Source organism: Bradyrhizobium sp. BRP22, from assembly GCF_020194175.1.
GTDB lineage: Bacteria > Pseudomonadota > Alphaproteobacteria > Rhizobiales > Xanthobacteraceae > Bradyrhizobium.
The window spans coordinates 128,903-153,765 of the sequence record NZ_JADYVX010000003.1 but is presented as its reverse complement, the minus strand read 5'-3'; the positions used below and the strand labels follow the sequence as shown (position 1 = coordinate 153,765).

Below are 24,863 nucleotides of genomic sequence, written 5' to 3'. Positions count from 1 at the left end.
CATAAAGCGACGGAGGCCGCAATGAGCAAAAACAAGGCATCGCGCTCCAATGTTAAGGCACTGAAGGGTGCCAGCAGCGAGCATGCCTACCGCGCCCTGATGCAGGAGATCGTCTCTTTCACCTTGGTGCCCGGCGAGGATCTGGACGAAGCGACGCTGGTCGGGCGCTTCGGCGTTTCGCGCACGCCGGTGCGCGAGGCCCTTGTGCGGCTTGCCGCCGAAGGCCTGGTGCAGCTCGTCCCCAATCGCGGCGCACGCGTCGCGCCGATGGGCTGGAACGACATCCGCGAACATCTCGAAGCGTTCGACGTCTCGCAGCGCCTCGTCACGCGATGGGCGGCAATCCGTCGCACCGACGAGCAGGTCGCGAAGATGGATCTCGAGCGCAAGGCGTTCGAGATCGCGTTCAGGCAGGACAACTCCGTGGAAATGCTGGACGCCAATTTCCGCTTTCACGCCGTGATCGGCGCCGCCTGCCGCAATTCCCTGCTGCAGCGCTTCTATATTCAGCAGCTCACGGCCGACCTGCGCATCGCCCGGCTCGCCATGACCAGCGAGTGCTTTCCGACCGAGCGCTCCTATCGCAGCCATGTGAGCCAGATCGTCCGCGAGCATCGCGAACTGGTGGAGGCGATCCGGGAACGCGACGGCGACCGCGCCGAAGAGCTGGCGCGATCCCATGCCGATCTCGCCCGCAAGCGGGTGTCGGAGAGCCTGACGCAGACGATGACGCCGGCGATGGAAATCCGGCTCGGCGAGCAGGTCGCCGATGTGTGAAGTATGTGCCATCTTCGGCGCCGGCGAGCATTGGAGCGACTTCGGCCGCCTGCGCGACGAGCGCTTTCCGTTCGATGACATCCAGCACTATCGGGACGAGCGCAAGCGCCGCATCGAACTCTTGAACATCATCCTGGCGCCGCTTGAAGCGAGCTGCGAGGACTGGGACGGCGAGGCGCTGATGGTGTTCGACCGTGTCGGCCGCTCCAGGATCGCGCCGACCCTCAACGACGTCTGGCCGGCGGCGGAGGCGTTGTCCGGACGCCGCATCGACCCGCTTGATCCGTCGTTCGCCGGCGGAGGCGGACATGCCTGATCGCCTCCCGCTCTTTATCGTCACGGGTTTTCTCGGCAGCGGCAAGACGACGCTGGTCCAGCGCTTTCTGCGGGAGCCGGAAGGCCAGGGCACGGGCGTCGTGGTCAACGAGTTCGGCGAGGCCGGCCTTGACCATCGGCTGATGGTGCATGCCGCGGAGAACGTCGAACTGATCGGCAATGGCTGCATGTGCTGCGCGCGACGCGCCGATGTCGGCCGCGCGCTCTACGATCTGGTGCGGATGTCGCGGCAGGACGGACAGTCCCGCTTCACGCGCGCGATCATCGAGACCTCCGGACTTGCGGACCCCTCCCCGATCGTCGGCACCATCGCGCGCGACCCATGGCTGCGGCAGCATGTCGAGCTCGTCAGCGTGATCGCGGTGATCGACGCCGTCGCAGGCCTGCGCAATCTTAAGGACTTTGACGAAGCCCGGCGACAGGTCGCGATCGCCGACGCGCTGGTGGTGACCAAGACCGATCTTCGCGCCGCACATCCTGCCCGCGACATCACCGCGGCAGCGACCGCGATCGCGCCCGATCTCCTCCTGCACGATGCACAGGATCCCGACTTCAGTCTCGCGCGGCTGTTTGACCGGACGGGGGGCGAGAGTGCCTCCCGTGCTGCGACGTCATTCACCGCCACCGAGGTCCCGCTGCACGATCAGGACGTCGGCTCGTTCACGCTGGCGCTGCCCGAACGGGTCGACTGGCCTGCCTTTACGCTGTGGCTTTCAGCACTGCTGCACCGGCACGGCGACCGCATCCTGCGCGTCAAAGGCCTGGTCCGGACCTCCGCCGGCGCCAATCCAGTGGTGATCCATGGCGTGCAGCACTCGATGCACCCGCCGATTCACCTTACCGGCGAGGACGCCGGGCAGCCGTCGTTCCTGGTGTTCATCACCCGCGGACTCACGCGCGATCCGATCGCGCAAAGCCTGATGCGCTTCCTGCATCTCGCGGAAGCGCATAGCCGCGCGCGCGAGCCCGCGCCGGCATAGCGCCCCCGATAAGCCGTGCACTCGCTGCGGCGCAGCATGCAAAATGAGACTGCCCGTCAAGCTGCGCGACGCGGAGACGTCCGCGCTGCATCCGCCATCGGTTAGCCTTCGCCCAACAACCAGACGTCGCGAAAGCCGCAACGATGCGGCCCGCATGCAAGACGCTGCAAGATGGGAGGAGGAGAGCCATGTTGAAAGGCAGTGTGGGACTGATCGCACTGGGCAGCCTGCTGCTTTCAGGCGCCGCAGTCGCGCAGGAGAAGATCAAGGTTGGTGTCACCGCAACCCTCGAGGGCACCTATACCGTGCTCGGCGAGGACGGCATCCGCGGCTTCCAGACCGCGCTTAATACGCTCGGCAAGAAGGTCGGCGACAAGGAGCTCGAATTCGTCATCGCTTCGACCGATGCGACGCCCGATTCCGCGGTGCGCGCGGTGCGCAAGCTGATCGAGCAGGACAAGGTGCAGATCCTGCTCTCCCCGCTCTCCGGCGACGAAGGCATCGCGGTGAAGAACTTCGCGAAGACGCGTCCCGAGCTGACCTTCATCAACGCTGCGTCCGGTGCGCAGGAGACGACCTATGTCGACCCGGCCCCGAACTTCTTCCGCTACAACATGGACGGCGCGCAATGGCAGACCGGTCTCGGCAAATATGCCTATGACACCAAGGGCTATCGCAAGATCGCGACCGTCGGTGAGGACTACTCCTTCATCTACACCCAGGTGTTCGGCCTCGTGCTCGAATTCTGCGGCGCCGGCGGACAGGTCACGAACCGGCAATGGGTGCCGCTCGGCACCAAGGACTTCGCCTCCGTGATCGCCGCCCTGCCCGACGATGTCGATGCGATCTATCTCGGCCTCGGCGGCGCTGACGCCGTCAACTTCCTCAACCAGTATCAGCAGGCCGGCGGCAAGGCGCATCTGATGGGCGGCTCGATCATGATCGACCAGACCATCCTGTCCTCCAAGGGAAGCGCCAAGAACGCGCTGATCGGCACCATCGCGGCGAGCGGCCAGGCCGACACCTGGGAGGATCCCGGCTGGCAGAAGTTCGTGAAGGCCTATCAGGATTCCTTCCCGCCGAACAAGCGCTTCCCGAGCCCCTCGCTGCTCGCCACCAACTATTACGGCTCGACCATGGCGCTGATCCTGGCGCTGCGTCAGGTCAATGGTGACCTCAGCAACAATCAGGCGAAGCTCAAGGAAGCGCTGGCCAAGATCGAGCTCGACGCGCCCAACGGCAAGATCAAGCTCGATTCCAACCGGCAGGCGATCGGCACCAATTTCGTGACCGAGGTGGTGGACGACGGCAAGGGCGCGCTCTTCAGCAAGGTCGTGAAGGTGATCCCGAACGTGAACCAGACGCTCGGCTACGATCCGGCGGTGTTCGCCAAGATCGGCCTGCCGAGCCGCACCGTCCCGGAATGCAAGAAGTACTGACCTAATTTTTGCAGATGCGAACCGACCGTTGGCGACCGGGAGCGAGGCGTCCTTGCGCTTGCGTTCTTTTCCCGGATGTTGAACGCTAGTTGAAAAAGACAAGAACATCCCGCGGGAGGGAGGGCATGAGCAAGGCGCTTGCCGTCTTCCACGGCCGGTTCGGTCGCGCGACGGTCTATCAGTTGAACCGTCCCTTCAACGTGCATGCGCACCGCGAAGGACATCTGATCTTCCATGTCGGCGGCACGCCGGCGCAGATCGACGTCTGCGATCAGCGCCGGCTCCTGACCGAGGATTCCGTCGTCGCGGTCAACCCGTGGGAGCCGCACAATTTCCTGCCGACGGACATGGACAGGGGCGCGATCTTCTTCGTGCTTTATGTCAACGCCGAGTGGTTTGCGCCCGACGTGTCCTGCACCCAAAGTCTTCGTTTCGGCCGCACCCAGTTCAAGCGCACCGAAACACTCGACAGGCTCATCCGCCACACCGCAGCGCTTGTGTGCGGCGCACCTTCGCTCAAGAGCCTCGATGGCGAATTGCGCCGCCTGATTGATCTCAGTTACGAGGAAAGCTGGCGGCAATCCGAAGCCCGTCAGGAACTCCGCAGCGCTGCGGCGATCACCGATTTTCGCATCCGCAAATCCGTCAAGCTGTTGTCGGAAAGCCCCGGCGCCGAGATCGAGCTGGATTCGATCGCCCGCGCCTCCGGCCTGTCGCGACCGCATTTCTATCGATTGTTCCGCACCCAGACCGGTGTCACGCCGCATCTCTATCGCAACACGCTGATCATGGAACAGGCGCTGGACGCGCTGGTCGCCACCGAGGCGCCGATTGCCGATATCGGCTTCGATCTCGGCTTCTCCTCGCAAAGCGGCTTCACCCGCTTCTTCGCCGCCAATGTCGGCATGGCCCCGACCGACTACCGCCGCGCCGCCAAGGTGCTGCGCCCGTAATGTTCCCTCACCTCTCCCGCTTGCGGGAGAGGTCGCTGCGCCATAGGCGCAGCGGGTGAGGGCTCTCTCCACTCAAAGAGTATCGATCGCGGAGACACCCTCACCCCAACCCTCTCCCGCAAGCGGGAGAGGGAGCGCACGTCGTTTGCGGATGCAATTCGAGCTGATCTTTCGCCGATAAAAGATACTCCCGGTCAAATCCCCCGCCTCGGCCCGCACTAGGATGCACACAACGCGATCCGAAAAGACGATCGCGAGGCCTTGAGGGAACGCACGTCGATGGCACGGTTCATCGAACGCCATCCGGCATGGGCGCTGATCGCGATCATCGCGGTCGCGCTCCTGCTGTGGCTGGTCTTCGCGGTGTGGCCGCCGGGCCTGGAGCAGGCGATCGGCCGCAAGCGGGTCTTCCTCAACGCCATCTTCAACGGCATCACGCTCGGCGGGCTGTATTTCCTGGTGGCGAGCGGCTTCACGCTGATCTTCGGCTTGATGCGCAACGTCAACCTGGCGCATGGCTCGCTGTATCTGTTCGGCGGCTATGTCGGCTACGCCATCAGCGCCTGGACCGGTTCCTGGATCTTGAGCTTCGTGATCGCCTTCCTCGCGGTCGCGCTGGTCGGCGTGCTGCTGCAGATCCTGGTGTTCCGCCGCATGGAGGGCCAGGACCTGCGCCAAACCATGGTGACGATCGGGCTAGCGATCGTGTTCGCCGATCTGATGCTGTGGGTGTTCGGCGGCGATTTCTACCAGATCCAGACGCCGAGCTGGCTGGTCGGTCCGGTACAGCTTCCGTTCATCACAGCGGTCAAATCGTCGGGCGAGCCGGTCTATCTGCAATATCCGATGGTGCGGCTCGCGATTTTCGTTGCCTCCGTCATCATCGGCATCGCGATGTGGCTGGCGCTGAACCGCACGCGGATCGGCATGATCGTGCGCGCAGGCGTCGACGATCGCGACATCCTGGCCGCGACCGGCGTGCAGATCCAGGTCGTGTTCGTCCTGGTGTTCGCGCTCGGCGCCGGACTTGCCGGCATCGCCGGCGTGGTCGGCGGCACCTTCCAGTCGATCTCGCCCGGCGAGGACACACGTTTCCTGCTCGCTTCCCTCGTGGTCGTGATCGTCGGCGGCATGGGATCGATCCCGGGCGCGGCGCTCGGCGCCGTCATCATCGGCCTCGCCGAGCAGCTCGGCTCGGTCTACATCCCGACCTACGCCATCGTCGTGACCTTCCTGATCATGGTCTTGGTCCTGGCGCTGCGGCCGCAGGGCCTGCTCGCGAGGCGATGACATGTCGTTGACGCAGCTTCATGCACCGGCGACCGCGGTAGAGCGTCCGAGGTTTCGCGCGTGGCCGGAGCTCAACAACCCGGCCGCGTGGCTGGTTGCGCTGATCCTTTTGATCATGCCGCTGATCGCGAGCGGCTTTTTCCTGATCGAGATCTTCGGCACCACGCTGATCCTCGGCATCATCGCGCTCAGCCTGATGTTCCTCGCCGGCTATGGCGGCATGGTCAGCCTGATGCAGCTCACCATCGCGGGCTTCGCTGGCTACATGGTCGCGGTGTTCGGCGTCAGCGGCAACGCCAATATCAGCCTCGGCTGGCCGTGGTGGCTGGCGACGCCGATGGCGCTCGTGCTCGCGACGATCTTCGGCACGCTCGGCGGCGCGCTCGCGGTCCGCACCGAGGGCATCTACACCATCATGATCACGCTCGCGATCGGCGCGGCGTTCTACTATTTCACCAACCAGAACTGGGCCATCTTCAACGGCCATACCGGCATCAACACGGTCGCCACGCCGCATGTCTTGGGCATCGACTGGCGCTCCGACATTCCCTTCTACTACCTGATCCTCGCCGTCGCCGCGCTGTGCTATTTCGCGGTCCAATACGTCTCGCGCGCCCCGTTCGGCCTGGCGCTGCAGGGCGTGCGCGACAATGCCCGCCGCATGGCGGCGCTCGGCTTCAACGTCAATGCTCACCGCGTCGCGGCTTACGCGTTCGCCTCCTTCATTGCCGGGCTCGGCGGCGTCCTACAAGTCTGGAACTATCGGCAGATCTCGCCCGGCTCGGTCGGCGTCGAGCGCTGCATCGACATCCTGATCATCGCGGTGGTCGGCGGCATCACCCGGCCGATCGGCCCCTTCATCGGCGCGTTGATCTTCGTCATCCTGCGCACCTTCGCGCTCGACGTCCTGATCAAGTTCGGACTCGACGGCAACCGCTTCCGGCTTCTGATCGGGCTCGGCTTCCTCGCGATCGTGTTCTGGTCGTCCGATGGCGTGATCGGGCTTTGGGAACGCTGGCGCCGTCGCCAGGCACGCAGCCCAAGCAGCACCGCGGGAAGCCGCCATGGATAGCGTCGCCCACCGCCTCTCTGCAGTCGGTGCCGGCGCCGCGCTGGAGCTGCGCGGCGTGACTCGGCTGTTTGGTGCGCTCGCCGCGCTGACCGACGTGACGATGACGGTGCGGCCGGGCGAGCGGCGCGCGGTGCTCGGCTCCAACGGCGCCGGCAAGACCACGCTGTTCAACTGCATCACCGGCGATTTCCCGCCCTCCTCCGGCACCATCCGATTCTTCGGCGAGGACGTCACGCGCTTCCCGCCCTATGAACGGATTCGCCGCGGCCTGCGCCGCACCTACCAGATATCGGCGCTGTTCCCCGGCCTCACCGTGCAGGACAACGTCTATCTCGCCTGCCGCGGCGTCTCGCGCGGACGCTTCTCCTTCCTGCGTCCGGGCGTAAACGACGCGCTGATGCATGCGACGGAGACGCTGGTGCAGGCGGTTCACCTGACGCCGGTGAAGGACCAGCGCGTCGCCGAGCTCGCCCACGGCCAGCAGCGCCAGCTCGAGATCGCGCTCGCGCTCGCCGGCGCGCCGCGCTTCATCCTGTTCGACGAGCCGGCGGCGGGCCTGTCGCCGGCGGAGCGGCTCGAGCTGATCGAGATCCTGACCTCGCTGCCCGCGCATATCGGCTACATCATCATCGAGCACGACATGGACGTCGCGCTGCGCGTCGTCGAAAGCGTCACCATGATGCACAACGGCCGCGTCTTCAAGGAAGGCCTGCCGCGCGAGATCGAATCCGATCCCGAAGCGCAGGAGCTCTATCTCGGAGGCGGCCATGAATGAGGCCCGCCGCGCCGCGCCCGCGTTGGAAGTCAGAGGCCTCGATGTCTATTACGGCCATTCGCATGCGCTGCAGGGCGTCGACCTCACCCTCGAATCCGGCGTGTTCTCGGTGGTCGGCCGCAATGGCATGGGCAAGACCACGCTGTGCAAGACCATCATGGGCCTGGTCCGGGCCAGCGGCGGTTCGGTGCGCATTCGCGGCGAGGAGGCCACGCGCCTGAGCCCGGCGCGGATCGCGCGGCTCGGCGCCGGCTATGTGCCGCAAGGCAGGCGCCTGTGGCGCTCACTCAGCGTCGACGAGCACCTGCAGCTCGCCGCCGGGATGCGCCAGGGACCGTGGACGATCGAGCGGATCTACAGCACCTTTCCCCGGCTTGCCGAACGCAGGGAGCATGGCGGCAGCCAGCTCTCCGGCGGCGAGCAGCAGATGCTTGCGATCTCGCGTGCGCTGCTGACCAATCCGCATCTTTTGATCATGGACGAGCCGACCGAGGGCCTGGCGCCGGTGATCGTGGCGCAGGTCGAGGAGATGCTGGTCCGCCTCGGCGAAGACGGCGACATGTCGGTGCTGGTGATCGAGCAGAACATCGGCGTGGCCACGGCGATCTCAAAAAATGTCGCCATCATGGTCAACGGCCGCATCAACCGCATCATCGATTCCGTACGGCTGGCCGCCGACCGCGAGTTGCAGCAGCGCCTGCTCGGCGTCGGCGTCCACGGCGATATTGCAGCGGATGTCGACGCGGCCCCTGCAAAGGCGGAGCCCGATGCTGCTGCCCCCCAGCCGGCGCGCGGCAAGGGCCCGGTCCGCATCTATATCTCCAATCCCACGCCGCCGACGCGCTGGTCGCAGCCGGTGCCGATCGCCCGCATCGAGGCCGCCGCGCGCACGCATTCGGCCGGCGTCACGCGGCTTGATGAGAGCACACGGGCGCGGCGCGAGCCGGCCGCAGCGTTGACCGCAGGCCCTCCGGTCGTGCTGGTCGTCGGCACGCTTGACACCAAGGGACCGGAGCTGCGCTTCATCCGCGATATCATCGCGGCGAGCGGGCTGCGCTCCCGCCTCATCGACGTCTCCACCAGCGGCAAGGAGACGGCCTGCGACGTCTCGGCCCAGGAGATTGCGCTGAACCATGGCCGCGGCGGATCGAGCGTGTTCGGCGCCGATCGCGGCGCCTCGGTCAGCGCAATGGCGGATGCTTTCGCGAAATGGCTGCGCCGTCAGGGCAACGTCGCCGGCATCATCTCGGCCGGCGGCTCCGGCGGCGCCTCGCTGGTCGCGCCCGCGATGCGCGACCTGCCCGTCGGCGTGCCCAAGATCATCATCTCCTCGGTCGCCTCAGGCGACGTCGGTCCCTATGTCGGCCCGGCCGACATCATGATGATGTATTCGGTCACCGACGTCCAAGGCCTCAACTCGATCTCGCGCGCGGTGCTCTCCAACGGCGCCAACGCGCTGGTCGGCATGGTCAAGGCGCGTCTCGACGAGCGCGGCAACAGGCAGCGCGAGACCGGCGGCGGCCTTCCCGCTGTCGGCATCACCATGTTCGGCGTCACCACGCCCGCGGTGCAGAAGATCGCGGCCGAGCTGAAGGACGATTTCGAGTGCCTCGTGTTCCACGCCACCGGCGTCGGCGGCCGCTCGATGGAGAAACTCGTCGACTCCGGCCAGCTCGCCGCCGTCATCGACCTCACGACCACTGAAGTCTGCGACTTCCTGATGGGCGGCGTCTTCCCGGCCACCGACGATCGCTTCGGGGCGATCATCCGCAGCCGCGTGCCCTATGTCGGCTCCGTCGGCGCGCTCGACATGGTCAATTTCGGCGCGCCCGACACCATTCCCGAGCGCTATCGGCAGCGCAAATTCCACGTCCACAATCCGCAGGTCACGCTGATGCGGACCACGGCGGAAGAGAACGAGCGCATGGGCCGCTGGATCGGCGAACGGCTGAACCAGATGGATGGTCCCGTGCGCTTCTTCCTGCCCGAGGGCGGCGTCTCGGCGCTCGATGCATCCGGCCAGCCGTTCTGGGATCCGGATGCCGATGCGGCGCTGTTCCGCGCATTGGAGCGGACGGTGCGCCAGACCGGCAACCGCCAGCTCATTCGCATCAGGCGCAACATCAACGATGGCGAATTTGCGGCTGCGATCGTAGCCGCGTTCCGTCCTCTGCTCGGACGCGCCGGTGGACGGCGGAGAGTGGCGAGGTGACCCATGGCCAGGTTTGAACGCGCGGCGCTGTTGAAGAAGTTTCGCGACATGGCGGCCAGGGGCGAGCCGATCGTCGGCGGCGGCGCCGGCACCGGGCTTTCGGCCAAATGCGAGGAGGCCGGCGGCGTCGACCTGATCGTGATCTACAATTCCGGCCGCTACCGCATGGCCGGCCGCGGCTCGCTCGCCGGGCTCATGCCCTATGGCGACGCCAATGCGATCGTGCTGGAGATGGCGGGCGAAGTGCTGCCGGTGGTCGCGAACACGCCGGTGCTCGCCGGCGTCAACGGCACCGATCCGTTCCGCGACATGGACCTGTTCCTCGATCAGCTCAAGGCGCTCGGCTTCTCCGGCGTGCAGAACTTTCCGACCGTCGGCCTGATCGACGGGATATTCCGCGCCAATCTCGAGGAAACCGGCATGTCCTATGCGCTCGAGATCGAGATGATTGCGAAGGCGCATGACAAGGACATGCTGACGACGCCTTACGTGTTCAGCGAGACCGAAGCCGCAGCGATGGCGATTGCCGGCGCCGACATCATCGTCTGCCATCTTGGCCTCACCACGGGCGGCTCGATCGGCGCGCAGACCTCGCTCAAGCTCGAGGACTGCCCGGCCCGCATCGATGCCTGGGCCGAGGCCGCGCTCAGCGTCAATTCACACATCCTGGTGCTCGCGCATGGCGGTCCGATTGCCGACCCCGCCGACGCCGATTTCATCATGAAGAAGACCCGCAAATGCCACGGCTTCTATGGCGCATCCTCGATGGAGCGCCTGCCGGTCGAGCGGGCGCTCACGGATCAGGTACGCAAGTTCAAGGCGATCGGCGCCCGGGAGCATGATCCGGAAAAGTGGGCACCGGTTTTCCGAGAAGATCATGCTCAAACAAAAGGATAGGACGGGATGACATTTCGAAGAAAGGTCATCCTGGCCTAGCGCCGATGCAAGGGAGGAGAAGATGTCAGGGATTCTGATCGGCGAATTGATCCTTTGGCTCATCGTCGCGGTCATCGCGATCGTCGTCATCGTCTACATCGTCAACTGGCTCTACCACCGCTCGTCGAAGGAAGTGTCCTTTGTCCGCACCGGCTTCCTCGGCGAGCGCGTCGTGATCAACGGCGGCGCCTTCGTGCTGCCGTTCATCCACGACTACACGCCGGTCAACATGAACGTGCTGCCGATGGGGATCGTGCGGTCGAAACAGGACGCCGTCATCACCCGCGACCGCATGCGCGTCGATATCGAGGCGGATTTTTACGTCCGCGTGCAACCCACTCGTGAAGCCGTCTCGATCGCAGCCGCCACGCTCGGCCGCCGCACCATGGAGCCGGAGCAGCTCCATACGCTGCTCTCCGGCAAGTTCGTCTCCGCCATCCGCTCGGTCGCCTCCGAAATGACGATGGAGCAGATGCATGAACAGCGCGGCGATTATGTCGCCCGCGTCAAGGCCGCCGCAGCCGAGGCGCTCGCCCAGAACGGCCTCGAGCTCGAATCCGTCGCGATCACCGATCTCGACCAGACCGATCTCGAATATTTCAATCCCTCGAACCGCTTCGACGCCGAAGGTCTCACTCGCCTGATGGAGGACATCGAGGCCAGGCGCAAGCTGCGCAACGACATCGAGCAGGACTCGATGATCAAGATCCGCTCCCGCAATTTAGAGGCTGAACGGCAAGCGCTCGAGATCGAGCGCGAAAGCGAGACCGCACGGCTGGAGCAGGAGCGCGACATCGAGATGCGACGCGCGCTGCAGCGCACCGAAGTGGCGCGCGAGCGCGCGCTGCGCGAGACCGAGGCCGAGCAGGCGCAAATCGCCGCGCGCGAGGCGATCGAAAAGGCGCGCATCGCCAACGAGCAGGCGATCACGGAAGCCCGCATCGCTTCCGAACGCGAGACCCGGCAGAAGGAAATCGAGCGGACCCGCGCGGTCGAGGAACGGGAGCTCCTGGCCCGCGAGGAGATCGAGAAGGCCCGGATCGCCAACCAGCGCTCGGTCGACACGACACGGATCGCCTCCGAGCGCGAGGTGCGCCAGCGCGAGATCGAGCGCATGCGCACGGTGGAGGAAGCCGAGATCGCGGCCCGCGAAGCCATCGAGAAGGCGCGCATCCAGCAGGATCGCGTCGTCACCGACGCGCGGATCGCCAACGAGGAAGAAACCCGGCGGCGCGAGATCGAGCGCACGCGGATCGTCGAGGAAGCCGAGATCGCCGCGCGGGAGGCCACCGAAAAGGCGCGCATCACCCAGACCATGACCATCAATGTCGAGCGCATCGCCTCCGACGAACGCACCCGCGCGCTGGAGATCCAGCAGGTCCGCGCCATCCAGGAAGCGGAGATCGAGGCGCAGAAGGCGGTCGAGGCCGCCCGCATCGCCCGCGAACGAACGCTGGCCGCCGAACGCATCGGCGCCGAGCACGCCACCCGCAAATTGGAGATCGAGCGCAACCAGGCCATCGAAATTGCCGGCATCTCCGCCCGCGAAGCGACCGAAGCCTCGCGGATCGCACAGGAGGAGCATGTCCGTGCGCTCGAGATCGCGCGCAATCGCGCCGTCGAGGAAGCCGACATCGCCTCGCGCGAGGCGATCGAGGCCGCAAGGATTGCCCAGGAAAAGACCATCGCCGCCGAGCGCATTCAGGCCGAGCGGGAGACGCGCGCCCTCGAGATCGAGCGGACAGAGGCGATCGAGGCAGCCGACCTCAAGCGGCGCGATGCGATCGAGCGCCGGCGCATTGGCGTGGAACTCGCGCTGGAGTCCGAGCGCATCACTTCCTCCAGGACCCGCGAGGTGCTCAATATCGATCAGAAGAAGGCGATCGAGATCGCCGACGAGGAGCGTGTCATCGCACTTGCCGTCAAGCGCTCCGAACGTATCGATGCCGATCGGCAGGTCAGGCAGGCGGAAATCGTTGCGCGCAAGGAAGTCGAGACCACCGATGTCTCGCGCGAACAGGCGCTGGAGGCAGCACGGATCGAACGCCGCCGCGCCATCGAGCAGCTCGAGATCGCGCGCGTCCAATCGCTGCAGGAAGCCGAGATCGCCTCCCGCGAGGAGGTCGAGCGCGCCCGCATCGCCTCCGACCGCGGCCTCGACGAGGCCCGGGTCGGCCGCGAGCGCGACCTGCGGCGGCTCGAGGTTGGCCGCGAGCGAGACGTCGAGACCGCCCTGATGGAGAAGGCGATCGTGCTCTATCAGAAATCCCTGGAGGAATCCGCGGCCAAGGTGGCGGCAGAGGATGCGCGGGTGCGAGCCACCGAAGCCGCCGAGCGCGTCGTCACCGCGCGCGAGAGCGAGATCGCACGCCGCCGCAAGACGGTGGAGGTGCTGCTCGCCGAGAAGCAGGCCGAAGAGACCCGCATCGCGGCCGAGGCCGAACGGGTACGTGCCGCCGTGGAGGCCGAGGCGCAGCGGCTGCTCAACGAGGCCGAGAACGTGCTCACCGACCAGGCGCGCTACTCGCTGTTCCGCCGCAAGCTGCTCGACCGCATCGAAGGCATCGTGCGCGAGAGCGTCAAGCCGATGGAGAAGATCGAGGGCATCCGCATCCTCCAGGTCGACGGCCTCAACGGCAACGGCCATGGCAATGGCGGCTCCTCGCGCAGCGCCACCGACGAAGTGATCGACTCCGCGCTGCGCTACCGGGTGCAGGCGCCGCTGATCGACTCGATCCTGTCAGACATCGGCGTCGAAGGCGGCAGCCTTGCCAAGATGCCGGGCCTGATCCGCGAGGCGCGCGACATGCAGGGCATCAAGGACTCCACCCGCAAGAGCGGCGAAGCCAAGCCGCCGGCAGGCCCAGCCACTGGCGAGCCGCGCCCGCCGCGCAAGAAGGAGTGAGCACGGGCCATGGCCAGGGTCTATGTTTCCACCGTCGTCAACGCCCGCAACGACCGCGTCTGGGCCCGCGTGCGCGACTTCAACGGCCTGCCGAACTGGCATCCGGCAATCGCCGAGAGCCGCATCGAAGGTGGCGAGCCCGCCGACAAGATCGGGTGTGTGCGGGATTTCCGCCTCCGCAACGGCGACCGCATCCGCGAGAAGCTGTTGGGCCTGTCCGACTACGACATGTTCTGCACCTACTCCATCCTGGAATCGCCGATGGGCGTGGAGAACTACGTCGCAACGCTGCGGCTGACGCCGGTGACTGATGGCGATCAGACATTTCTCGAATGGACCGCCGAGTTCGACTGCGCGCCCGAGCGCGAAGCCGAACTCGTGGGCAATATCGGCGGCGGCGTGTTTCAGGGCGGCTTCGACGCCCTGAAGCGTGCTTTCGGAGGCTGACGTGCCGCATATCGTCAAGAGCACGATCATCGATGCGCCGACCGACGCGGTGTGGGGCGTGCTCCGCGATTTCAACGGCCACGACCATTGGCATCCGGCGGTGGCGACCAGCACAATCGAGCGCGCCCATGCCGCCGACAAGATCGGCTGCGTCAGGCGCTTCAGGCTCAAGGATGGCTCGGAATTGCGCGAGCAATTGCTGGCGCTGTCAGATCTAGAACAGTCCTTCAGCTATTGCCTGCTCGATACGCCGATCCCGATGTTCAATTATGTGGCGCATGTCCGCCTGCTGCCGGTCACCGACGGCGACCGCACCTTCTGGCATTGGGAATCGCGCTTCACGACGCGGCCCGAGGACAGCGTCAACATCACGCAGATGGTTTCCGAACAGATCTACCAGGCCGGCTTCGAGGCCATTCGCCGGCACCTGAAGGAGGCCGCATGAACGCGGAGGAAAGCCTATGCCCGTCACGGTAAGGACATTTGCCTCAACTGGCGAAGCTGCGGCAGCGCTGTCATCCGATCGCGGCGCACGCTATCTCGGCGGCGGCACGCTGGTGATGCGCGCGCTGAACGAAGGCGACATCTCGATCTCCACCATCGTGCGCGCTCATGACCATGCGCTGACGCGGGTCGATGCAACAGGTTCCCGCGTCACGATCGGCGCCGGCGTCACCTTTGCCCGCATCCTCGCCGAGCGCGATCTCGCCTTCCTGCACGCCGCCGCCCGTTCGATCGGCGGACCGGCGGTGCGCAACATGGGCACGGTCGGCGGCAATCTTTTCGCATCGAATCCCTATGGCGACTTCGCCGTCGCGCTGCTCGCGCTCGATGCCGTCGTCTCGGTGCAGGGCGGCCTCGGCAGCCGCGACGTCCCGATCGAGGAATTCCTGCAGACCCGCGAGCGGCAGACCGGCACGCTCGCGCTCGCGGTCTCGTTCCAGAAGCCGGCGAGCGCGGACGCGTTCCGCTACCGCAAGATCGCCCGCATCAAGCCGAAGGGCGGATCCGTGATCACGCTCGCCGCGCATCTGCCCATCAGCAGCGGCCGCATCCTCAGTGCGCGCATCGCGCTCGGCTCGATGGCGGCGACGCCAATCCGTGCCCGTGCCGCCGAGCGGGCGCTGGAGGGGCGCACGCTCGACGCAACGACGATCAGCGCCGCCGCCGCGGCCGCGGTCGAAGGCACTTCGCCTGCAGACAATGCGCTCGCTTCCGGCTGGTACCGGCGCGAGATCGTCGGCGTTCACTTACGACGTTTGCTGTCCGGTCAGGAATAGGATCGTCAAGAGGATCACGATGGCCAAGACCGCCCTGCAATTCCGCCACAACGGCCGCGACGTCGCGATCTTCGTCGACGGCGGCACCAACCTTCTGGCCGCGCTGCGCGAATTGATCGGCGACATGACGCCGAAATTCGGTTGCGGACAGGGCGGCTGCGGTGCCTGCAGCGTCCTCATCGACGGCGAGTTGCATCTCTCCTGTCTGACGCTGGCCGAGACGGTCGCCGGCCGCTCGGTGGAAACACTTGATAGCCTCAAGGACGGTCCGAACCTGCATCCGCTGCAGCGCGCCTTCGCCGACAATTTTGCTGCCCAATGCGGCTACTGCACGCCGGGCATGCTGATGGCCGCGAAGGCGTTGCTCGACCGCAACCCGCAGCCGAGCCGCACTGAAGTGATCGAGGCGATCTCGGGCAATATCTGCCGCTGCACCGGCTACGAACCCATCATCAACGCCGTGCTCGCCGCCGCCTCGGGCGGCCGCGCTCGCGCGTAAAGGAAGAAGCCATGCTGGAACTGCGCAAGGACATCTTCGCCGACGAGCGCGACGACAATCTGAAGGAAATCGGCAAGGGCACGCAGCGGCAGGACATGCTCGGGCATGTCACGGGCACCTCGACCTATTTCGATGACCATAAGCTGCAGGGCATGCTGCATCTGAAGGTGGTTCGCAGCACGCATCCTCATGCGCGGCTGCGCCGCATCGACACCAGCGATGCGGAACGCTCGGCGGGCGTGCGCCGGATCATCCGCGGCAGCGACGTGCCGCGCAATCTCAATACGCTGCTCAGCCTGATCAATTTCGGCAAGGACGACGAGCCGTCGCTCGCGGTCGACAAGGTGCGCTACAAGGGCGAGCCGATCGTCGCCATCGTCGCCGATAGCCCGCGCGAGGCCTATGAGGCAATGGCGAAGGTCAGGATCGACTACGAGCCGTTGCCGGCGGTGTTCGACGTCGAGGACGCGCTGAAGCCCGGGGCGCCGGTCGTCAACGAGACCTATCCGAAGAACGCCTTCATCTATCACGACGTCTACGATCATCAGAAGCTGCGCTTCGGCGATGTCGAGCGCGGCCTTGCCGCAGCCGACCATGTGCTGGAGCAGCGCTACCAGATGTCGCCGATCGAGCATGCGCCGACCGAAACCAATGGCTCGATCGCTGCCCCCGACACCAACGGTCGCTACATCGTCTACACCTCGACCCAGGCGCTGTTCTTCTCGCTCGATACCTGCGCGAAGATCCTCGACGTGCCCTCGAACACCTTCCATTTCATCGGCGGCACCGTCGGCGGCGGCTTCGGCGGCAAGGTCGATACGCTCACCGAGCCGCTCGCCATTCTCGGCGCGACGCTGACAGGACGCCCGGTGCGCTATGTGCTCGGGCGTGAAGAGGAGATGCAGTTCGGTTCGCCGCGCGGCGCCGAGCGCATCTACATCAAGGACGGCGTGATGCGCGATGGCCGGATCGTCGCGCGCAAGATCCGCGCTCTTTTCGACAGCGGCGCCTATACGCGGCTGTCGAGCTACGCCGCCGTCAAATGCGCCGCGCATCTGCCGGGCCCCTACACGATCCCGAACGTTCATGGCGACGTCTATTGCGTCTTCACCAACCGCACGCCTGCGACCGCGATGCGCGGCTTCGGCGTCACCGCGATGGATTTCGCGATCGAGTGCCAGATGGACAAGCTCGCGCATCTCGTCGGCATGGACCCGATGGAGTTCCGCATCCTCAACGCCTATCGCGACGGCGACATGAAAGCGCATCGCCGCGAGGCCAAGAACTGCGCGCTGATCGAATGCGTTCAGGTTGCTGCCGAGAAAGCCAAATGGCCGATCCGCGAGGAATTCAAGCGCGCCTCTTCGCGCAAGGACGGCGGCGGCAGCCGCGCCGCGATCTCGCCGACGCCGCGGGAGTCCTATGCGCCGGCGACGGCGCCATCACAGCAACGGACGACCTATGACCGCGCACCGGCCGCCGCGCGCGAGCCGCCACCACCACCTCCGCCCCCTCCCCCGCGGCCGCAGGCGCCGTCGCATGGCGCCGCCCGCTTCTCCTCTGTCTTCGGCACCAGGAGGCGCTGACCATGACCCGACATCGCGGACGCGGCATCGCGTCGATCAACTACCCGATCGGGATGAATCTCGGCGGCGACCCGAGCCAGGCGCTGGTTCACTCCAACCCCAGCGGCAAGTTCACGGTGGCGCTGTCCTCGATCGATCTCGGCCAGGGCATGAAGTCGGTGACGCGGCAGATCTGCGCAGAGACGCTCGGCGTGCCGGTCGAGGACGTCTATGTCGACACCGCCGATTCCGACACCGGGCCGCACTGCATGGGCTCGTTTGCCTCGCGCGGCACGCATCGCGTCGGCAATGCGGTGATGATGGCCGCCCGCGAGGCGCGCGGCGTGATGATGGAAGCGGCCGCCGAAGAGCTGGAGGTGAACGCCGCCGATCTCGAGACCGACGGCCGCGGCAATATCCACGTCAAGGGCGCACCGCATCGTTCGATTTCGACCAAGGACGTCGCGATCGCCGCGCAGTTCAAGCAGGGCAAGACGATCTCCGGCCGCGGCATCTTCCTGGTACCGCTGTCCGACGTCGACCCTGAAACCGGCGAGATGTCGCCTGCCACATGCTACGCGCATGCCTGCCTGGTTGCCGAGGTCGAGGTCGACGACGAGACCGGCGAGGTGGCGATGGTCCGCATGGACAGTGCCTATGAACTCGGGCGCGCGCTCAATCCGCGGCTGGTCGAACAGCAACTGGTCGGTGGCGCCTGGATGGGCATCAGCCACGCGCTCTACGAGACGCCCGAGCCGTATTATCCCGACCCGAGCCATGGGCCGCGCGACTTCGTCGAATATCTGATGCCGGGGCCCGGCGACATCTGCCCGCATGACATCGCGGTGCTGGAGCGTCCCGCGGCCGACGGGCCGTTCGGCGCCAAGGGTCCGGGCGAGATGTGCGCAAATCCAGTGCTGCCCGCCGTGGCCAACGCGATCTTCAACGCGGTCGGCGTCCGCGTCGATGAATTGCCGATCACGCCTGAACGCGTGCTGCGCGCGATCAAGGCGCAGGGCGGCGCGCGGCCGCAGGCGCGGCGCTAGGGCGGGACGCATGCCGGTTCGCAGCAACATCGTCGGCATCGACTCGCCCGAAGCGCTGGAGAAGGCGTTGCGCGCGGCCTATTACCTCGCCGACGACGGCATCGCGACGTCAGCCTATCTTTCGCTCGCGCTCGGCAAGCCGCTGCTTTTGGAAGGCGCGCCCGGCGTCGGCAAGACCGAGGCCGCCAAGGCGATCGCCGCCGTGCTCGGCCGCAAACTGATCCGCCTGCAATGCTATGAGGGCATCGACGCCGCGGCTGCGCTCTATGAGTGGAACTATCCGCGCCAGATGCTGGCGATCCGGCAGGCCGGCGACGAGACCATCGACATCTATGGCGAGACCTTCCTGATCGAGCGGCCGATGCTCGCCGCGTTGCGCGCACCCGACTCGACCGTGCTCTTGATCGACGAGATCGACCGGGCCGACCAGGAATTCGAGGCCTTCCTGCTTGAATTCCTGTCCGACTTCCAGATCTCCATCCCCGAGCGCGGCACGGTGCGCGCGTCGGAACATCCGGTCGTGGTGCTGACCTCGAACCGGACGCGCGACCTGCACGAGGCGCTGCGGCGCCGCTGCGTCTATCACTGGATCGACTATCCGACCGCCGAACGCGAAGCACGCATCGTCATGATGCGTGCGTCCAGCGTCGCCGAAGGGACCGCACGCGCAGTGGTCGCCGCCGTCGGCAAGCTGAGGCGTGAGCCTCTGAGCAAGTCGCCCGGCATTGCCGAGGCAGTCGACTGGGCGGAGGCCGCAACACTCCTGCACAAGGGCGGCGCACGCTGGCCGGATGCGTTCAAGCGATCGATCGGCGTCGCCCTGAAGGACGAGGAGGATCTTCATTTCATCTCGCCCCGGCTCGATGCGCTGATAGCGGAGGCCGCCGCGTGAACGACGAATTGCCGCTGCCGCGTGCCGCACAGACTTTCATCTCCTTCGTCGCGCTGTTGCGCAGCAACAGCTTCGCCGTCGCGCCGGAGCAAACCACCGCCTTTCTCGCCGCGATCGAACTGCTCGGGCCGCGCAGCCTCGAGCATATCCGCCTCGCAGGCCTCGCGACGCTGGCGCCGCCGCCGGAACGCCGCGCGACCTATGACCGGCTGTTCGATATTCACTTCCGCGGCAGCGAGGCCATCGAGCGCACCGACGACGCGGACGAGGAAATCGTCCGCCTGCAGGAGGAAGGCCGCGGCGAGGACGAGCCGCCGCTTGCCGACGAGGCCAACGAATCCGGCCTCACCGCCGCCCGCACGGAGGCCCTGGTCGAGCGCCGCTTTGCGCAGGGCACGACCAGCGACGCGCTCCGCCGTCTCTCGCGCCAGGCATCGAAACGGCTGCCGCGTCGACGCGGCCACCGGCGGATGCGCGCGCGCCGCGGCCCCTTCGCCGACATCCGCCGCACCTTGCGCGACAGCGTGCGCAATGACGGCGAGGTGCTGCGGCTCGGGCATCTGAAGCGGCGGCTGCGCCCGCGCAAGATCCTGCTCCTGATCGACGTCTCCGGCTCGATGAAGGCGCGCACCGAGGAGAACATGAAGCTCGCGCATGCGCTGATTCAGGCTGCGCGCAATGTCGAGGTGTTCACCTTCGGCACTCGGCTGACGCGCGTCACCCGCGCATTGCGCCTGAAACGCCGCGAGCAGGCGCTGAACGCAGCCGCGCATCTCGTCAGCGACTGGGACGGCGGCACCCGCATCGGCGACGCCCTGCAGGCGTTTCTTGCCGTGCCGCGGTTCGGCGGCTACGCGCGCGGCGCCGCGGTTGTCGTGGTCTCAGATGGATTGGAGCGCGGCGATATCTCCGCTTTGCGCGATGCGGTCGCGAAATTGTCGCGACGCGCCTGGTCGCTGAGCTGGCTGACACCGCTGGCGAGCGGGCCCGCCTTCCGGCCGCAAACCGAAGCGCTGATCGCGATTGAGCGCTTTGTCGATAACCTCTCCGGCGGCGGGTCGAGCGCTGCCGTCGTATCGCATCTGTTGTCGCTCGGAGGAAGGAGAGCGGCATGACCGAGATCGTCGACGCCCACCACCACATCTGGCGGCAGGCGGACCTCGCCTGGCTGTCGGGCCCGATGCAGCCGCGCATCTTCGGCCCCTATGAGCCGATCCGCCGCGACTATCCGATCCGCGAATATCTCGACGACCTCGCCGGCACCGGCGTGATCCGCTCGGTCTACGTGCAGACCAACTGGCCCACGGATCGCTTCGAGGACGAGGCGGCCTGGGTGCAGCAGACGGCGGCCAAGCACGGCTGGCCGCATGCCATCGTCGCCTATGCCGACTTCTCCGCCAGCGACGTGCGCCCGCAACTCGATCGGCTCGCGCGCTATCCGCTGGTGCGCGGCGTGCGGATGCAACTGCACTGGCACGAAAACCCGCTCTACCGTTTCGCCGCGCGGCCCGATCTCTGCGCCGATCCCGTGATCCGCCGCAACGTCGCACGGCTCGCCGATTACGGCTGGAGTTTTGACCTGCAGGTGTTCGCGCCGCAGATGGCGGATGCCGCGAATCTCGCCGAAGCCTGCCCTGATGTAACGTTCATCCTGCAGCATGCAGGGATGTGGGAGGACCTGTCGCCGGAAGGCCGCACCGCCTGGCGCGTCGGCATGGCACGGCTCGCAAGCTGTCCGAACATCGTAACCAAGATTTCAGGACTTGGCACGTTCATCCACCGCAACGATCCGGCCCATATCGCTGACGTTCTCACCGACACGGTGATGATCTTCGGCGCTGAACGATGCCTGTTCGGCTCGAATTTTCCGATCGAGAAGCTCTGGACCAGCTATGGCGAATTGGTCGAGGCCTATCGCGCTGCTGCAGCAAGACTTGGCCCCGAGCAACGGGACGCGATCTTCAGGACGACCGCCATGCGCGTTTATCGTCTTGGCCCGTAGTGCATCTGCCGACGCGGCCAACGACGATAAAGATCAAAAGGAACTTGGGAGGGAATGGATGCCGTTGGAAATCAAGATCCTGGACTATGGCGATATCGAGCTGGAGTCGAGCTTCCTCGTGCTCGGGCGCGACTGCGGCCGCACCCGGCGCGTGCTGACGCTCGGCTTCCTGATCCTCGGCGGCCCCTACCCGGTCGTGGTCGACACCGGCTATCGCTCCAACCAGATCATGGAAACGCTGGGCATGCGCGGCCTGCAATTCCACGAGAACATGATCGAGAACCAGCTCGCACGTCACGGCGTGCGCATGGGCGACGTACGCTTCGTCTGCCACACCCATCTGCACATCGACCATGCCGGAAAGGACGATCTGTTTCCGATGAACACCACCGTCGTCCTCAACCGCCGCGAGCTCGAATATTCCGTATCCGGCTTGATGCATCCGCAATATCCGGCACCCGACATCAAGCACCTGATCGACCGCCTGCACACCAAGGGCGCGCTGCGCTTCCTCGACCTCGAGATCACCGGCCCGATCGAACTGATGCCGGGCGTCTATTGCGACGCCGCCAATGCCCACACCGAGGGCTCGATGAACATCCACGTCCACACCGCTGACGGCATCGCCACGATCTGCGGCGACGTGATCTACGATTTCAACGACCAGATCGTAACGCCGTTCAACGAGATCCATGACTGGGAGCCGCGCACCACCGGCAATCACGGCACCAGCAAGCGCGCGGAGAAGGCCGCGATCAAGAAGCTGCTCAGCGGCTCGCGCTATCTGCTGCCGGTGCACGACCGGCCCGCCAAGATCGAAGGCGGCGCCGTTGTCGGCCGATTGCACGACCAGGTGCCGGGTCCGATCGTGCAGAGCCTGTCGGAGCGCCGCTGGTTCCCGGCGTGAGCGCGAGAGGACTTAGCCGATGACGCACGTCACCCTGCGGCCGGAATTCGAGAACCTGATCGATCCCTATGCGCCGGTCGGCCAGGTGGGCACGGGCTTCGAGTTCACGGAGGGACCGGTCTGGCATCCGACCGATCATTATCTGTTGTTCTCGGACATGCCGGCCGATGTGCGCCGGCGCTGGGACGCGCGGCGCGGCGTCGTCGAGGTCAGGCGGCCCGCGAACAAATGCAACGGCATGACCTATGACGCGGAGCTGAACCTGATCGTCTGCGAGCATGCCACCTCCGCGCTGATCCGCGAGCGGCCGGATGGACGGCGCGAAGTCGTCGCCTCGCATTTCGAGAACCAGGAGCTCAACAGTCCGAACGACGTCTGCGTCCATTCGAGCGGCGCGATCTATTTTTCCGATCCATGGTATGGCCGCATGCCGGTCTATGGCGTCGAGCGGCCGCGCCAGCTCGGCTTCCAGGGCGTCTATCGCGTGCCGCCCGGCGGCGGCGCGCCTCGCTTGCTGGTCGATCGCAATTTGTTCGAGCAGCCGAACGGCCTCTGCTTCTCTCCTGACGAACGCGTGCTCTATGTCAACGACACCGTGCAGGCGCTGATCCGCGCGTTCGATGTCGAGGCTGACGGCGGGCTCGCCAATCCGCGCGTCTTTGCAGGCAGCATCCGTTCCGAATTCGAGCCCGGCGTGCCCGACGGCATGAAGTGTGATCAGCACGGCAACGTCTGGGTCACTGCACCCGGCGGCGTCTGGGTCTATTCGCCCAGCAGCGACTTGCTCGGCAAGCTGCGCCTTCCCGAACTCGTCGCCAATCTCGCCTGGGGCGGCGCGGATTTCCGCACGCTCTATCTGACTGCGACCCATTCGGTCTACGCGATGCCGACCAAGGTCGGCCCGCGCCATGAGCCTTATATGAGCGGCCGGCGCGGCGGCGCCGCCGCGGCTTCTTCGACGCCGGCGCCCAACCTGACCGCTGGCGACATGCGGCTTGATCCGCAGCGCTGCGCGATGATCATCCAGGATCTGCAGAACGACGTCATCATGGATGGCGGCGCCTTCGCGGAATCGGGCGCGCCGGCGCATGCGCGGCAGCAGCACGTCGTCGACAATGTCCGGCGGCTTGCAGACGTCGCGCGCTCGCGCGGCGTCGCGATCATCCACGTCTGGTTCATCGTCGAACCGGGCGCGCCCGGCGTCACGCTGAATGCGCCGCTGTTCGAGGGTCTGGTCGACAGCAAGGCCATGGTGCGCGGCAGTTGGGGCGCGGCGCCGGTGTCCGGGCTCGAGCCGCGCGCGGGCGATTTCGTCGTCGAGAAGATGCGCATGAGCGCCTGGGAAGGCACGCGGCTGGAGACCATCCTGAAGGCCACGGGTCGCGACATGATCATCAATACCGGCGCCTGGACCAACATGTCGGTCGAGCACACCGCGCGCACCGGCGCCGACAAGGGCTATTTCATGATCGTGCCGGAGGATTGCTGCTCGACCATGAACGCGGACTGGCACAACGCCTCGATCAACTTCGCGCTGCAGAACGTCGCCGTCGTGACCAACGCCGACACCGTCATCAAGGCCTTGGGATGAAAGGCGCAGGCACGTGCCAAAGCTCCTTCATCTCGCCTGCTCGCCGCGCGCCGATTCGGAATCGGCCGCCGGCGCACGCGTTTTCCTCGAGCACTTTCGCAAGGTGCGGCCGGATTGGGACATCGATCTTATGGACCTCTGGCGCGATTACTTGCCGGAATTTTCCGGCGCGCTTCTGGATGCCAAATATGCCCGCCTGAACGGCCAGTCCTTCACCGACGCGGAGCGTGACGGTTTCGCCGCCGCGGAGCGCATCGCGCTGCGCCTTTCGCTTGCCGACCGCGTGCTGATCTCGACACCGATGTGGAATTTCGGCATCCCCTACAAACTGAAGCATTGGCTCGACGTCATCATCCAGCCCGGCCTGACATTCCGCTTCGATCCGTCGCAAGGCTATCTGCCGCTGCTCAAGGACCGGCCGACGCTGGTCATCCTCGCCAGCGGCAGCGACTTCGTCACCGGCATGAATCGCGGACGCATCGACATGGCCACGCCCTATTTGCGCGAAGCACTCCGCTTCATCGGGATCAGCAATATCAGCTTCGTGCCGATCGGCCCGACCACCGGACCGGCCGAGCCGATCCGGATCGCCCGCGAAAATGCGCATCGCCGCCTCGCCGAGATGGCGGCGAACTTCTGATCAGGCGATTACGAGCGAATGCACGCCGATCATGCCCGCCAGCACCGCGAGCACGACCGCGCTCAGCCTGTAGCCGATCGCGGAGCCTACCGTGCCGCCAAGCCCGTGGCGCAGCGAGGTGCCCGGCAGAATCCAGCCGGCGCCGCCCCTTGATCCCGATCGTAGCCTGCGGCCGAAGACGGCAAGGGTAACATACTCTTCCAGAGCACGACCTCGATTGAGGGCCGTCAACTCGGCCATCATCGTCACAGCTTGATCCGGGAGATGGAGATCGGGCGTTCCGAAAAGACACGCCCAAACAACGAGATAAGATGACGAT

The 24,863-nt window shown here is 66.1% G+C and carries 24 protein-coding genes; 23 read left to right on the top strand and 1 reads right to left on the bottom strand.

Going from position 1 to position 24,863, the window contains the following annotated elements; genetic code table 11:
* Nucleotides 1-21 precede the first annotated feature (21 nt).
* The 23 genes from I6F35_RS05285 to I6F35_RS05175 all read left to right on the top strand — a co-directional run bounded on the left by I6F35_RS05285 (nt 22) and on the right by I6F35_RS05175 (nt 24,544).
* Entirely contained in the window at nt 22-777 is a 756-nt protein-coding gene (locus I6F35_RS05285; protein ID WP_225116601.1) for a GntR family transcriptional regulator, read from the top strand.
* Nucleotides 770-1,093, top strand: a complete 324-nt coding sequence (locus I6F35_RS05280) for a hypothetical protein (protein ID WP_225116600.1) — start codon at nt 770-772, stop codon at nt 1,091-1,093. The genes I6F35_RS05285 and I6F35_RS05280 overlap by 8 nt, the downstream gene beginning before the upstream one ends.
* Nucleotides 1,086-2,093, top strand: a complete 1,008-nt coding sequence (locus I6F35_RS05275) for a GTP-binding protein (RefSeq protein ID WP_225116599.1) — start codon at nt 1,086-1,088, stop codon at nt 2,091-2,093. The genes I6F35_RS05280 and I6F35_RS05275 overlap by 8 nt, the downstream gene beginning before the upstream one ends.
* A 188-nt stretch (nt 2,094-2,281) precedes the next feature.
* The gene (locus I6F35_RS05270) at nt 2,282-3,532 is read left to right on the top strand and encodes an ABC transporter substrate-binding protein (RefSeq protein WP_225116598.1); all 1,251 of its coding nucleotides are present in this window, start codon (nt 2,282-2,284) and stop codon (nt 3,530-3,532) included.
* A gap of 125 nt (nt 3,533-3,657) precedes the next feature.
* A complete protein-coding gene (locus I6F35_RS05265) occupies nt 3,658-4,485 on the top strand; it encodes an AraC family transcriptional regulator (RefSeq protein ID WP_225116597.1) in 828 nt (275 codons plus the stop codon).
* A 279-nt stretch (nt 4,486-4,764) separates the two neighbouring features.
* Nucleotides 4,765-5,775 (top strand): branched-chain amino acid ABC transporter permease, encoded by a 1,011-nt coding sequence (locus I6F35_RS05260; RefSeq protein WP_225116596.1) that lies wholly within the window; start codon nt 4,765-4,767, stop codon nt 5,773-5,775.
* Nucleotide 5,776: 1 nt separating this feature from the next.
* Nucleotides 5,777-6,847: a branched-chain amino acid ABC transporter permease gene (locus I6F35_RS05255; RefSeq protein ID WP_225116595.1), complete on the top strand. Its 1,071-nt coding sequence runs from the start codon at nt 5,777-5,779 to the stop codon at nt 6,845-6,847.
* Nucleotides 6,840-7,622 (top strand): ABC transporter ATP-binding protein, encoded by a 783-nt coding sequence (locus I6F35_RS05250; RefSeq protein WP_225116594.1) that lies wholly within the window; start codon nt 6,840-6,842, stop codon nt 7,620-7,622. Before I6F35_RS05255 ends, I6F35_RS05250 begins: the two co-directional genes overlap by 8 nt.
* Nucleotides 7,615-9,834, top strand: coding sequence for an ABC transporter permease (locus I6F35_RS05245; RefSeq protein WP_225116593.1), 2,220 nt, complete (start codon nt 7,615-7,617; stop codon nt 9,832-9,834). Before I6F35_RS05250 ends, I6F35_RS05245 begins: the two co-directional genes overlap by 8 nt.
* Before the next feature lie 3 nt (nt 9,835-9,837).
* On the top strand, nt 9,838-10,731 hold the full coding sequence (locus I6F35_RS05240) for a phosphoenolpyruvate hydrolase family protein (RefSeq protein ID WP_225116592.1): 894 nt from the start codon (nt 9,838-9,840) through the stop codon (nt 10,729-10,731).
* A 61-nt stretch (nt 10,732-10,792) separates the two neighbouring features.
* Nucleotides 10,793-13,675, top strand: a complete 2,883-nt coding sequence (locus I6F35_RS05235; RefSeq protein ID WP_225116591.1) for a flotillin family protein — start codon at nt 10,793-10,795, stop codon at nt 13,673-13,675.
* Between the two features lie 9 nt (nt 13,676-13,684).
* On the top strand, nt 13,685-14,122 hold the full coding sequence (locus tag I6F35_RS05230; RefSeq protein WP_225116590.1) for an SRPBCC family protein: 438 nt from the start codon (nt 13,685-13,687) through the stop codon (nt 14,120-14,122).
* A gap of 1 nt (nt 14,123) precedes the next feature.
* Nucleotides 14,124-14,567 (top strand): SRPBCC family protein, encoded by a 444-nt coding sequence (locus I6F35_RS05225; RefSeq protein WP_225116589.1) that lies wholly within the window; start codon nt 14,124-14,126, stop codon nt 14,565-14,567.
* A gap of 16 nt (nt 14,568-14,583) precedes the next feature.
* On the top strand, nt 14,584-15,402 hold the full coding sequence (locus I6F35_RS05220) for an FAD binding domain-containing protein (protein WP_225116588.1): 819 nt from the start codon (nt 14,584-14,586) through the stop codon (nt 15,400-15,402).
* A gap of 19 nt (nt 15,403-15,421) precedes the next feature.
* Nucleotides 15,422-15,901 (top strand): (2Fe-2S)-binding protein, encoded by a 480-nt coding sequence (locus I6F35_RS05215; RefSeq protein ID WP_225116587.1) that lies wholly within the window; start codon nt 15,422-15,424, stop codon nt 15,899-15,901.
* A gap of 11 nt (nt 15,902-15,912) precedes the next feature.
* Complete coding sequence (locus I6F35_RS05210) at nt 15,913-17,487, top strand: molybdopterin cofactor-binding domain-containing protein (protein WP_225116586.1); 1,575 nt, start codon at nt 15,913-15,915, stop codon at nt 17,485-17,487.
* A gap of 2 nt (nt 17,488-17,489) precedes the next feature.
* Entirely contained in the window at nt 17,490-18,512 is a 1,023-nt protein-coding gene (locus tag I6F35_RS05205; RefSeq protein ID WP_225116585.1) for a molybdopterin cofactor-binding domain-containing protein, read from the top strand.
* Nucleotides 18,513-18,522: 10 nt separating this feature from the next.
* Nucleotides 18,523-19,404 (top strand): MoxR family ATPase, encoded by an 882-nt coding sequence (locus I6F35_RS05200; protein WP_225116584.1) that lies wholly within the window; start codon nt 18,523-18,525, stop codon nt 19,402-19,404.
* Nucleotides 19,401-20,519, top strand: coding sequence for a VWA domain-containing protein (locus I6F35_RS05195; protein WP_225116583.1), 1,119 nt, complete (start codon nt 19,401-19,403; stop codon nt 20,517-20,519). The genes I6F35_RS05200 and I6F35_RS05195 overlap by 4 nt, the downstream gene beginning before the upstream one ends.
* Nucleotides 20,516-21,406: an amidohydrolase family protein gene (locus tag I6F35_RS05190; RefSeq protein WP_225116582.1), complete on the top strand. Its 891-nt coding sequence runs from the start codon at nt 20,516-20,518 to the stop codon at nt 21,404-21,406. Before I6F35_RS05195 ends, I6F35_RS05190 begins: the two co-directional genes overlap by 4 nt.
* A 58-nt stretch (nt 21,407-21,464) precedes the next feature.
* A complete protein-coding gene (locus tag I6F35_RS05185; protein ID WP_225116581.1) occupies nt 21,465-22,313 on the top strand; it encodes an MBL fold metallo-hydrolase in 849 nt (282 codons plus the stop codon).
* A 19-nt stretch (nt 22,314-22,332) separates the two neighbouring features.
* Nucleotides 22,333-23,904: an isochorismatase family protein gene (locus I6F35_RS05180; protein ID WP_225116580.1), complete on the top strand. Its 1,572-nt coding sequence runs from the start codon at nt 22,333-22,335 to the stop codon at nt 23,902-23,904.
* Nucleotides 23,905-23,917: 13 nt separating this feature from the next.
* Nucleotides 23,918-24,544: an NAD(P)H-dependent oxidoreductase gene (locus I6F35_RS05175; RefSeq protein WP_225116579.1), complete on the top strand. Its 627-nt coding sequence runs from the start codon at nt 23,918-23,920 to the stop codon at nt 24,542-24,544.
* On the opposite strand, the gene I6F35_RS05170 is transcribed toward I6F35_RS05175, so the two are convergent.
* The gene (locus tag I6F35_RS05170) at nt 24,545-24,793 is read right to left on the bottom strand and encodes a hypothetical protein (RefSeq protein ID WP_225116578.1); all 249 of its coding nucleotides are present in this window, start codon (nt 24,791-24,793) and stop codon (nt 24,545-24,547) included.
* Between the last annotated feature and the right edge of the window lie 70 nt (nt 24,794-24,863).